Genomic DNA, 11,833 nt, shown 5'->3' with positions numbered 1-11,833 from the left:
TTAGGGAAGGATATCACTGTAGACGCCCGGATCACTTCCCGGAATCTCGATGGCTCCACAGTTTTTTTCGTAAAATTCACGAGGGCCCACACCACCGATGATCCCGTAGGCGTATCCGATATCATGGAGAGATTCCAGTGCCTTGAATAACAATGCCTTTCCGATGCCAGTTCCCCGGGCGGCCTCAATGACTCCTGTAGGCCCGAAATAGCCGCGATTTGTGGTTTCGTAGCAGGAAAAGCCCAGAATCTCCTTATCCTTGGTGGCAATCCAGCATGAAACCGGCTGACGAGTTATCGCTACTTCCACTTCACTGGCCCATTTTTCGGAGAAGTTCACACGAGCAAAATTGGCTATCGTATGTTTCTCAAATGCACGTCCACGTCTGAGGGTGATTCCCTGCGCTGCAACTTTCGTATAAAGCCCGGAGGAGTCTGGAAGGTCATATAGGCGCACGAGCATGTCGATCATCCACATATGAAATGCCGGATGGAGACGGAGGGAAACTTTAATTTTTTCCAGCGAAAAACTATATGTTGCTACGGCACAGCTGCATTTTTCCCGCGAAGGAAAAGTAGTCCGAACTAGGAAACGAAAGGGATTAGAACGACTTCCGGAGATGGGAGGGAAGTATGTTCAGTTGCTCACGGTATTTTGCGATCGTGCGGCGCGCTACTTTGATTCCCTGGGTTTTGAGAGCCTTCGTAATTGCGTCGTCCGAAAGGGGTTTTGCTGGGTTCTCATGGGAAATCAGCTGTTGGATTGCCTCCCTGACACCCGCGTTTGATACCTCCGCACCGCCGGCTGTTTGATAACCTGTGGCAAAGAAGGCGCGCATTTCCATCAGACCCTGTGGTGTGAGAATATATTTACCGGCTACTGCCCTTGAAACGGTTGTCGCATGGAGATCCAGTTCATCAGCAACGTCATTCATGGTGAGTGGACGTAGATGGCGGGGACCTTTTTCGAGAAAGGCCGGTTGTTGCTCGATTAGCTTGTGGGCGATCGCAAGGATTGTCTCCTGCCGAAGGGAGATGGAACGGATCAGGCTGCGTCCGTCGCGGATCTGATCCCGGAGGAAGGCACGGGCTTTGGAATCGACTCCGTTTTTCCCGATCATGTCCTTGTAGAAGTCATTGATACGAAGGGAAGGGAGGTGCTCACCAGTGAGGCGTGCTCCCCACACTCCATTGTCATTTTTCTCAATGACGACATCGGGTAGGATATATGGATTGCCAGTCGGATCAAATTCACCGCCCGGATTGGGCGAAAGCCTGGCGATCGTCTGTGTAGCTTCGGTTATACGCTCGACGGTTGTGCCGAGTGCCCGTGCGATTTGTGGGTAGCGCTTGCGTGCAAGATCCTCGAGATGATCACGGACGATTTTGTATTCAAGTGTCTCAGTGCCCCCTGAACGCTCCAGCTGTATTAGCAGTGCTTCGGGAATGCCGGATGCTCCGACGCCCGCCGGTTCGAAGCTCTTGATTAATTCCAGAGCTTCTTCGAGAGGTTTGATCGCGAGAGAATTGGATGAGGCGAGTTCAACAAGTTTTGTATCTAGAAACCCCCGGTCATCCAGTTGGCCCAGTATCACAAGAGCCGCTTCTCTAACATTCGGCTCGATCAGAGAAAGATCAAGTTGGTGCTGTAGGTGCTGCTGGAGGGTTTCCGGGGCGACAATGTTGTCATAAAGACGTTGTCTCCGCTCCTCGTCCTCCTGTGTCCATTGTGCGGAGCGACCTTCAAGAATCGAGCGATCCCGCCAATCGTCCTCCGATTCGTTCATGTATTCCAGAGAGTCTGCTTCCTCCGCATCGGGAGCGTCTTCATCCAGAGATGTGACTTCGGTCACATCTTCAAGGGTAGGATTTGTCTCCAGTGCCTGCTGCATCAGATGGGATAATTCCATCGTGCTCGCCTGAAGTATCTCCAGACTCTTCCGCATCTGAGGCGCGAGAGTCTGTGACTGGGAGAGTGATTGATGTAGGGAAGCTTCGGCCATGGGCGCGCAAAAATTATGCCGCCAATTTATGTCGAATACTAGAAATGAGAAGCACTAATTATGCCAAAGGGTCGATTTTATAGTGAGATTTATCTTGCGATACTAAATCTGACAATTAAAGACGACCGATGTTAGGATGCTAAGCAGTAAAATACCCGACTCCTGCAGCGAAAATTGGCTGTTGGGAAACGTTGGGAAGGTTCTTTGCCACATGTTTTGAGAAGCGCTCCGAGTGGGCCATTTTACCCAAAACTCTACCACAAGGAGAAGTTAGTCCTTCGATGGCGGCCAGAGATCCATTTGGATTGAACGGGTGCTGCATGGTCGGGTTTCCAAACTGATCACAATATTGGGTGGCGACTTGTCCCGAAGCAAAGAGTTTGGTCACCATCTCTTCAGATGCGTGGAATTTACCCTCTCCATTTGAGACGGGCACGGAATGGATATCTCCGATTGTTTGGTTAGCCAGCCACGGGGAACTGTTGTTGGCGACCCGAGTTTCCACATATTGGGAAATGTGGCGGGAGATATCGTTGTGAACGAGGGTAGGAAACTCTTCGTCGGTTTCGGTAATTTTTCCGGTGGTCACGAGTCCCGTTTTGATCAGGGCCTGGAAGCCGTTACAAATCCCGAGGACCAAGCCATCACGATTTTCAAGGAGATCGGAAATTGCATCGGATACCCGTGGATTGCGAAGGATTGTAGCAATAAATTTTGCTGAGCCATCGGGCTCATCTCCTGCGGAGAATCCACCCGGGATGAATAGGATCTGTGATTCGCCAATCTCGGTTGCCAGCTTTTTGATGGATTCCTCGATGTGTTTCGCAGAGATGTTTCTAAAAACTTCAATGTGTGTTTGTGCGCCTTGGCGTGCAAATGAGCGTGCGGAATCGTATTCCGAGTTTGTACCCGGGAACGAGGGAATCAGAACACGCGGAGTGCCGGTTTTTCTGCCCGTTGCCGGTGTGAATGATTCGGAGATCAAGCTCGGGATCGGTGCGACCGGTTTTTCTGACACATCAGGCGCGGTGGGGTAGACTGGTTCCAGCGTGCCGGTGTAGGCTTTGCGGAGCGTATCAAGTGAGTGCAAATGCCCGTTGATCAACACAGTTGCTTCTGCTGCAGTATTTCCGATTGCTTTCGCTGTAGGGATAAGTTTGCTGAGCGCTTGTGCTGAATCCGTCGGATGCTCGAGAACAAAACTGAAATATCCCGGACTGTATTCGGATGAAATTCGATCGAATTCAGTGAAGCCAATACCATTCCCGAGAGCCATTTTAGTAATGGCTGCGGCGAGACCTGGGGCTCCGATGTGATGGAGTGCAAGGATATGGCCGGAAGCATTCAGATCTGAAAGTGAATCTGCAAGCTTCATGAGGGCTTTGAAATCCGGTAGGCCGTTCTCCAGGATCGGTGTATCGACTCTGGAGACCAGAGAGCCTTCTTTCTTAAACTCAGGAGAAATCGCCAAAGACGCTAGACCTGGTGCCAGAGCGAAGGAGACCAAAGTAGGTGGAACATCCAAGTCGTTGAACGAGCCGGACATGGAATCCTTTCCTCCGATGGCAGCAAGGCGTAGCTCATGTTGCGCGCGGAAGGCACCTAGAAGTGCCGCAAAAGGAAGGCCCCAGCGTTTTGGATCGTTCCCCAGGCGTGGAAAGTATTCCTGAAGTGTGAGACGGATATCGCCAAGACGAGCACCAGCAGCTACCGCTTTGCAGACGGATTCCGTGACTGCGTAGGCAGCTCCGAGGAAGGGTGATTTTTCAGATAAATAAGGATCAAATCCCCAGGACATGAAGGTGGCATGATCTGTTTCACCTTCCATAAGCGGAAGTTTGGCGACCATTGCGTCCGGTGGAGTTATCTGGTTTTTTCCGCCGAAAGGCCAGAGGACGGTATTCCCGCCTACGGAACCGTCGAACATTTCTCCCAAGCCTTTCTGTGAAGTGACATTGAGCGATGCAAGGTGGTCGGAAAGGCTGTTTGGCGTTTCTACTTCCGTCACCTGTGACGAAGAGGTCACGTGGACTGCCGCGGATTGCTGAACACCATTGGTATCGAGGAACGCGCGGGAGAGGTTTACGATTTCCTTGCCACGCCAGTTCATAACGAGGCGGCCGGAATCGGTCACATCCGCCACGTGAACACATTCCAGGTTCTCCTTGTCAGCCTCGCTGATGAAATAGTCGATTTCCGATGGATCCACACAAACGGCCATACGTTCCTGGGATTCCGAAATTGCTAGTTCGGTGCCATCGAGACCGTCGTATTTTTTAGGGACGGCATCGAGATTGATGATGAGGGATGGGGCTATTTCACCGATTGCGACGGAAACACCACCTGCACCGAAATCGTTACAGATTTTGATTTTTCGTGTGAGTTCCGCATTGCGGAAGAGGCGTTGAATTTTGCGCTCGGTTGGGGCGTCTCCTTTCTGGACCTCCGCTGAGTTTTCCAGGGCGGTATCAGTGTGTTCCTTGGAGGAACCTGTTGCACCGCCGACACCATCGCGACCAGTTCTGCCACCAATGAGTAGGATTACATCGCCCGGGGAGGGGCTGCCACGAAATACATTCTTCCGGGGTGCAGCTGCGACGACGGCGCCGATTTCGAGACGTTTTGCAACGTAGCCCGGATGATAGACCTCAGCGACCTGGCCGGTGGCGAGGCCGATTTGGTTTCCGTATGAGGAATAGCCCTTGGCTGCCACCTGACAGATTTTTTTCTGGGGTAGCTTGCCCGGGAGCGTCTCTGAAAACGGAGTCAAGGGATCTCCCGCGCCGGTAACGCGCATTGCCTGATAGACGTACGAGCGGCCGGAGAGTGGATCGCGGATACATCCGCCAAGGCAGGTTGCAGCTCCACCGAATGGTTCGATTTCGGTAGGGTGGTTGTGTGTTTCGTTTTTAAATTGGATGAGCCATTCCTCTTCGGGAAGGTCATCAATTTTTACTGGCACTACGATGGATGCCGCATTGATTTCTTCGGAAACTTCGAGGTTATCGAGTTCGCCGGAGGCCTTGAGTTCTCTCATGCCGATGAGAGCGATGTCCATGAGGGTGACTGGCTTCTCATCACGCTCGAGTTTTTTGCGGACACTACGGTAAGTTTCGTAGGTTTCCTGGATGACTTCCGTGCCGGGATCGAAGGTAACATCGTCGATGGCTGTGAGGAAAGTGGTGTGGCGGCAATGATCCGACCAGTAGGTGTCCAGCATGCGGATTTCCGTGATACTCGGAGGGCGTGATTCTTCGGTTTTGAAGTAATCCTGAGTGAACGCGATGTCCTCGGTAGACATGGCCAGTGACATTTCCTTGCGGATTTCCTCCGGGCTGTCTGTGAGAAATTGATCGAGAATTTTTACATCCGCCGGTTCAGTCGGCTTGGATTGGTGAATGAAATCCGGCGCCACGGAAATCTCGTGGGAGTCCACGGGATTGATGATGTAGGATTTGATGCCGGAAAGCTCGTCCGGGGTGACTTCCCCGGTCAATACGACGATACGGGAAGATGTAACCGCTGGTTTTTCTTTCCCGGTAAGGATCTGGATGCACTGGGCCGCGGAATCGGCACGCTGGTCAAATTGCCCAGGCAGATAAGAGTATGCGAAAGCGGTTTCGTTTTCGCTGACCTGTAGAGAAAGTGCAGTTGAATCGACCTGTGGCTCCGATAGGATTTGGGCGGTAGCCTGGGCAAATTCCAGATCGCTCGGGCCTTCTATATCGTAGCGATTGATCAGGCGGAGTGATGCCAGATTCGGTAATGAGAGTGACTCCCGGAGTTCGTGGTGGAGGTGATTGGCTTCGGTGGCGAAGTCCGGCTTCTTTTCGACGTAAAGAGTGTGGGCGTTCAAGGCTCTGCAGAGTTCTAAATTTTAGATTCGGGGAAAGGTATATGCACGGGGCAGGGAAAGCTGGGGCCGGATGGTTTCCTGCCCCGGGTATTGAGGTCCATCAGCCTTTTATTTCCAACAGCATTTGTGGGTTGTTGGGGAATTTCTTAACGAAATACAGCAAGCGCTCCATTGCCTCATACGGGCGGTGGCCGGAAAGGCCGCGACGGATTAGGTGGATCTTGTGCAAGGTGTGTTCTGCAAGGAGCAGCTCCTCGCGACGGGTGCCGGATTTAAAAATATCCACGGCAGGATAGATGTAGGACTCGGCAATTTTCCGATCCAGAACCAGTTCCATGTTTCCTGTGCCTTTGAATTCCATGAAGATGGCCTCATCTGCGCGGGAATTTGTCTGGATCAGAGCCGTGGCAAGAATGGTGAGTGATCCGGCTTCGCGGGTATTCCGCGCAGCGGCAAAGAGGCGGCGCGGAACTTCCAGTGCACCGATGGTAATACCACCGGATCCGGTGGCACGGCCACGTCCTTTTTTACCTGATCCCATGTTACCGTTATAGGCACGAGCCAGACGGGTGATGGAGTCCATGAGAAGGAATACATCTTTTCCTGCTTCAACCAGGCGCTTGGCGCGCTCGATTGCAATTTCGGCGATACGGCAGTGGTTGCGGGCTACTTCATCGTTGGATGAGGCGTAGATTTCCGCACCTGGGAGAGCGCGACGGAATTCGGTTACTTCCTCGGGACGCTCATCCACAAGGACGACCATGAGATGGATCTGCTCGTCATATTTCTCGCGGATCGCTTCCGCCATATGGAGAAGGAGAGTGGTTTTACCAGAGCGGGGAGGGGAAACGATGAGTCCACGCTGCCCGCGACCTACTGGAGCCACGATATCGAGAACGCGTGTGGTGTAGCGATCGGGAGTGGTCTCGAAGGCGATGCGTTTGTTTGGATTGATCGCTTTGAGTTCGTCGAAATGAGGTAGCTTGGCTGCTTCCGCAGGGGGCATGTCATTGACAGTGGAAATCTCGATAAGCTGCAGGCCGCGATTGCTGTTCTGTTGCTTTCCGTGAATCCACTGACCGTGCCTGAGTGCGTTCTCGCGGATAAGATCAGGAGAGATGAAAATATCGTTCTTCGCCTGTTCAAAATTAGTCTCTGGTGTGCGTAGAAAGCCGAAGCCCTTCGGCGTCATTTCGATGAGGCCATTGCAATCTGTGATCGGGCCTTCAAGCGCGGGAGGAGTGCGGTCTTCCTGTTGTTGTCTTTCTTCCCTGGGTCCGCCACCGCCGCCACCGCCACCGCTTCTGCGATCGTTGTTTTGCTCGCGGCGTCCGCCCTTGCGGTTGCGTCTTTGTTTTTTGCGACCGCTACCATCATCCTGATGCCGGTTGCGGGAATCATTGTTGGAAGATCCCTGATTGGTCGGGCCACCGCCTGGGACCCTGCCCATTCGCGGGGAATCCTGTTGTGTGGATTCCTTTTGCGGCGCCTGTGATCTCTGGTGGGATTTTTGTGGCAGCGGTGCTGGTGCTTCGATTGGCTTCGGAGTCGGCACTGGAGCGGGGGCCTGCGTCCGGATCGGCTTGGGTGCCGGTAGTGGTTTTGCTTCCACTTGGACTGCTGGTGCCGGATCTTTTTTTGCCGCCTTTTTAGCTACTGCCTTCTTTGCCGCTTTTTTGACGGTTTTGGTGGCTGCTTTCTTTGCCGTGGTCTTCTTGGCTGCAGTTTTCTTCACAGGAGTTTTTTTAGCAGCTACTTTCTTGGTTGCTGTTTTCCGTGGGGTTTTCGCGGCTTTCTCGGACGAGGTCTTTTCGAAAAGTTCGTCAGTGGTTTTGTTGCTCATGCGGGAGATAAAATAAAAGGAAAAGGATTTCGGGCGGTGCCCGGAGAAAAGGGATGTTTTGGAAAGGGAGGCTTGCCGGAAATGGGTTTCGGCTAGGTATTGACGATCAAGAACTGGTTGCTTCAAGGGCCAGTAAAGCCTTCGGAAACGTTCGTGTTCCGCCGAAGAATTTGGCTATCGGGCAATTCATTTGTGGGAAAAGGATGCAGATGAAATATGTGAATTTCACGTAAGCATGGGAGAGGACGGGGCTAGCAGTGGTTTTCCAAAACACATGCATCCGATATATCGCTAAGCGGATGAGTTTGAAGGAGACGTTTGCTTGCTTGGAGGCCCGGAAATAATTTTCGGAGCTGCCTTACCGTTGTGTCAGCGGGGAAAATATGGGAGGGGTATGTTGATTTTGCAACCTTAAAAAGATTGTGTTCCACAGCTACGAATTGACTGGGAAGTGAGTCGGGCTGACTGTCCGGCCAGATGTTTGCGAGAGTGTGTATTAGTTTTATAGCGGTGATGGTTTCACTCGTGACCGGTGGGTGTGAAAGACGGGAGGAGGTGCCGAGGGCCGTGCCCGTGAGTGAGGATCTGGCTATGAATCTGAAGTTGATGAGCTTCAACCTCAGGTATGAAAACGAGAAGGATAGTGGAAAGCGGGCTTGGCGGGAGAGAGTAATCGGGATTGTAAGGTTAATACGTTCGCAGGAGGTGGATGTGCTAGGGATTCAGGAAGGAAAGCATGGCCAGGTGGCTGACCTGCGAGCTTCATTGCAGGACTATGAGTTCTACGGGTATGGGCGCGACGATGGTGGGAAAGAGGGCGAGTATGCAGGCATCTATTACAGGAAAGACCGTTTCGAGGTGGATAGCAGCGCATCAGGTATGATCTGGTTATCCGACACGCCCGGCGTAAAAGGATCAAAGACCTGGGGGAATGAGTTTCCCAGGGTGGCGACGTGGGTAAGACTAACGGATCGAGCGAGTGGCCAAGGACTGTGGGCGATCAACATGCATTTGGATCACCGGAGCCAGATATCGCGGGAAAAAGGTGTAAGATTGATGGCTAAGAAATTGGTGGCCATGAACCCGGAGCGTGATCCTGTAGTCTGGATGGGGGATTTTAATGCGGTTGAAAATAATTCCGTTTATTCTTTTCTAGGTGGAAAATCATCTACGGTGGACGGAGTAGATGGCTTCAAGGGGCTGAAAGAAGCCTACGGTGTCTTGCATCCGGGCGAAGAGAAAAGGGGGACCCTTCATTTCTGGATGAGCGATCCAGACCGCCAATGGAAAGTGGATCACATCTTTGTCTCGAAGTCCGCCGATATACGGGCCGCAGAGGTATTGAGAACCGGGGAGCCGTATTTATCAGATCATTTTCCCGTCTATGCGGAAATAACTTTTCCCTATACAGACTAGGAGAGGCTGTTGGCGAGGGCGCTGGCTGGCATCTGTTTCGAACCTTCCGGTTGGATCGATGCGAGCTTCAAAGAGTTTCCACCGCAGCCGATCAGGAGTTCTCCCTCATGGGTTACCAATTCCCCTTGAGGAGCTGCGAATTCAATGGGGATTGCCGGAGGGAAAATTTTGAGCCGTTTGCTTTTACCGCGGATCTCTACCTCAGTGAACGTTCCGGGCCAAGGATGGTAGGCACGAATCGTCTGCTCAATAAGTTCTGCAGATTGGGAGAAATCGAGCCTTCCGTTTTCACGCAATAGCTTCGGAGAGTAAGTAACTTCGGCTTCCTTTTGTGGCGTTCCTGCGGATGGATCCGCTTCCAGGATTTCCAGAGCTTCAGAAAGGGCGGACGGGCCGAGTTCTGCCAATCGGTCGTGCAGTTCACCGGCGGTTTCGGTGTCGCCGATTCGGATTTTTTTCGTGCAGATGATATCGCCGGCATCGAGTTCCCGGATGATGTGCATAATGGTGATTCCAGTTTCAGCATCGCCGTTGTTGATGGCGGATTGGATACAGGATGCGCCGCGATATTTGGGGAGGATGGAGGCGTGGAGATTGATTATCGCCTTGGATGCAGCTTCGCGAACTACTTTTCCGATAATTTGACCATAGGCCATGACAACGATGAAATCGGGGGCGATCTCGGTGAGTTTCTGGCCCACTTCCTTGATTTTCTCCGGCTGCCAGACGGGTATGTCGTGTGCGAGAGCTACGGTTTTAATCTCCGGAGGGACGGTGGAACTTTGGCTTCGGCCAACGGGTTTGTCAGGCTGGGTAATCAGCAGGCAAGGCTTTGGGCCATGATCGATCAGGTGTCGGAAAGTGGGGAGAGCAATGTCTCCAGTGGCGATGAAAGCGATGGTCATGAAAGTAAATGAGAGTTTGGCGCTAGTTCTCGAGGAGAGAGGCAGCCATGGCGCGGGCTTGTTGTCCGCCACCGCCGAGCATGCGGACGAGTTCGTTGATGCGTAGCTCGCCCTCTACCTGAAAGAGCTTTGAGCGGGTGCGGCCGGAGGTGACTTCTTTCTCCACTACGTAGTGGTGATTGGCGATTGCGGCTACCTGCGGGAAATGGGTGATGGCGATGACCTGATGGAGCTGGCCAAGCAAGGCCATCTTCTTTCCAACCGCGCGGGCAATTTCCCCACCAACGTTGGCATCGATTTCATCGAAAACCATGAGTGGGGTGGAGTCCTGTTCCGCGAGAGAGGATTTCACCGCGAGCATGACACGTGAAATCTCACCGGAGGAGGCTATCTGGCGGAGCGGCTGGAGTGGCTCGCCGGGGTTCGGACCGAAGAGGAAATTGCAGGATTCGAGACCGTGGAGGGTAGGATCCTTTTGTGTGGTAAGTTCAACTTCGAAGGCGGATTGCTTGAATCCAAGTTCCTTGAGCTGTGAGGCAATTTCCTTTGCCAGCTTCGGCGCCGATTTTTTGCGCTGGATGGTCAGTTTAACGCCGATCCCTTCAAGATGTCTTCGTGTTTCTCCCAGTTCATTGACCAGATTTTCGATTTTCTCTGAACGGTTTTCGATATTGTCTAGCCGCTCTGCGATTGTGTTTTGCCTTGCAATAACATCTTCGATGGATGGGCCGTATTTGCGCTTAAGTGATTCCACCAGATTCACCCGCTCTTCGATGGAAGCGGCGGCAGATGGGTCAATATCGAGTTCTTCGGTGTAGTCAGTGAGGGTAGCTTCAAGATCCTGGAGTTCGATGGAGGCAGTTTCCAAGGAGCTAAGTTTATCGCTGAGTGAGTTATCGTATTTTTCCAGTTCGCGGACGATGCGTTGAAGCTCGGAAATGCGATCTAGAAGCCCGTCATCTCCGGTGAGGGCGGAAACTGCCTGGGAGGAAAGTTCCTGTAGCCGTGTTGAATTCGACGAGCGTTGGTAGCGCTCCTGTAAATCATCTCCGTCTTCCGGGTTGAGGTTTGCCGATTGAATTTCCTCCAGCTGGTAGCGGAGCAGCTCGAGCTCCTGTTCGGAGGCATTTTCCGCGTTTTTGATTTCTTCCAGTTCTTGGTTCTTCAGCCGCCAGGTGCGGTAAGTCGAGCGATACTCGCTAAGCATTTTCTCGGTGGAGGCGTAGGCATCCAGCATGGCGAGTTGGCGCTCCTGGGAAAGGAGTGACTGATGGTCGTGGGGCCCATGGAGATCCACGAGATGTTCTCCCACTTTTTTAAGGAGGGTGAGGGTGACCGGAGAGTCGTTGATGAATTGTCGGTTGACGGATGTTCCGATGGAGCGGCGGATGATAATCTGGGTATCTTCCGAGGGCGGGAGCCCGCCTTCTTCCAGTATGGCGTTGATCTCCTGAGGATCCTTAAGGTCGAAAATGCTTTCAATGGTGCAAGTGTTTTCGCCCGTTCTGATCATTCCCTTATCAGCGCGCTCTCCGAGGATCATTTTCAGAGCGCCAACGATGACTGATTTACCCGCGCCGGTCTCGCCGGTGACACTGATAAGTCCGGAGCCGAGATCCCATGAGAGTTCTTCGACTAGTGCTAGGTTGCGGATCTTGAGAAGGGTGAGCATGGGTGATTTCGCGCGAGAGTATGCGTGGGTTCCAGTAGTTTCAATCCAAAGGAGGTAGGATTTTTTTCTGGCGGAAATAGGGGGATATTGCCGGATTTCGAGTGAAATCAGATAAACCCCGGGACTTGGAATTCGCCTG

The 11,833-nt window shown here is 52.6% G+C and carries 7 protein-coding genes; 1 reads left to right on the top strand and 6 read right to left on the bottom strand.

Annotated features, from left to right (window positions below):
• The 4 genes from AAGA79_RS08130 to rho all read right to left on the bottom strand — a co-directional run bounded on the left by AAGA79_RS08130 (nt 1) and on the right by rho (nt 7,701).
• Nucleotides 1-471 carry a GNAT family N-acetyltransferase gene (locus AAGA79_RS08130; protein WP_411825297.1) on the bottom strand — a complete coding sequence of 157 codons (471 nt, stop codon included), beginning with the start codon at nt 469-471 and terminating at the stop codon, nt 1-3.
• A gap of 130 nt (nt 472-601) precedes the next feature.
• Complete coding sequence (gene rpoN / locus AAGA79_RS08125; RefSeq protein ID WP_411825296.1) at nt 602-2,002, bottom strand: RNA polymerase factor sigma-54; 1,401 nt, start codon at nt 2,000-2,002, stop codon at nt 602-604.
• A gap of 139 nt (nt 2,003-2,141) precedes the next feature.
• Nucleotides 2,142-5,858 (bottom strand): phosphoribosylformylglycinamidine synthase, encoded by a 3,717-nt coding sequence (locus AAGA79_RS08120; RefSeq protein ID WP_411825295.1) that lies wholly within the window; start codon nt 5,856-5,858, stop codon nt 2,142-2,144.
• A 100-nt stretch (nt 5,859-5,958) separates the two neighbouring features.
• Nucleotides 5,959-7,701: a transcription termination factor Rho gene (gene rho / locus AAGA79_RS08115; RefSeq protein WP_411825294.1), complete on the bottom strand. Its 1,743-nt coding sequence runs from the start codon at nt 7,699-7,701 to the stop codon at nt 5,959-5,961.
• Nucleotides 7,702-8,292: 591 nt separating this feature from the next.
• On the opposite strand from rho, the gene AAGA79_RS08110 reads away from it, so the two are divergent.
• Nucleotides 8,293-9,117 (top strand): endonuclease/exonuclease/phosphatase family protein, encoded by an 825-nt coding sequence (locus tag AAGA79_RS08110; protein WP_411825293.1) that lies wholly within the window; start codon nt 8,293-8,295, stop codon nt 9,115-9,117.
• On the opposite strand, the gene fmt is transcribed toward AAGA79_RS08110, so the two are convergent.
• The gene (gene fmt / locus AAGA79_RS08105; protein ID WP_411825292.1) at nt 9,114-10,022 is read right to left on the bottom strand and encodes a methionyl-tRNA formyltransferase; all 909 of its coding nucleotides are present in this window, start codon (nt 10,020-10,022) and stop codon (nt 9,114-9,116) included. The genes AAGA79_RS08110 and fmt overlap by 4 nt on opposite strands.
• A 22-nt stretch (nt 10,023-10,044) precedes the next feature.
• A complete protein-coding gene (gene recN / locus AAGA79_RS08100; protein ID WP_411825291.1) occupies nt 10,045-11,694 on the bottom strand; it encodes a DNA repair protein RecN in 1,650 nt (549 codons plus the stop codon).
• Nucleotides 11,695-11,833: the final 139 nt, after the last annotated feature.

The organism is Luteolibacter sp. AS25, from assembly GCF_046736275.1.
Taxonomy (GTDB): domain Bacteria; phylum Verrucomicrobiota; class Verrucomicrobiia; order Verrucomicrobiales; family Akkermansiaceae; genus Luteolibacter.
The sequence above is the reverse complement of the archived record's forward strand: the minus strand, read 5'-3'. Positions and strand labels throughout refer to the sequence as shown.

Bases quoted from the DNA above. Each gene is read 5' to 3' on its own strand.
- AAGA79_RS08130 (WP_411825297.1), bottom strand. From the start codon at position 471: ATGATCGACATGCTCGTGCGCCTATATGACCTTCCAGACTCCTCCGGG.
- rpoN (WP_411825296.1), bottom strand. From the start codon at position 2,002: ATGGCCGAAGCTTCCCTACATCAATCACTCTCCCAGTCACAGACTCTC.
- rho (WP_411825294.1), bottom strand. From the start codon at position 7,701: ATGAGCAACAAAACCACTGACGAACTTTTCGAAAAGACCTCGTCCGAG.
- AAGA79_RS08110 (WP_411825293.1), top strand. From the start codon at position 8,293: ATGAATCTGAAGTTGATGAGCTTCAACCTCAGGTATGAAAACGAGAAG.
- fmt (WP_411825292.1), bottom strand. From the start codon at position 10,022: ATGACCATCGCTTTCATCGCCACTGGAGACATTGCTCTCCCCACTTTC.
- recN (WP_411825291.1), bottom strand. From the start codon at position 11,694: ATGCTCACCCTTCTCAAGATCCGCAACCTAGCACTAGTCGAAGAACTC.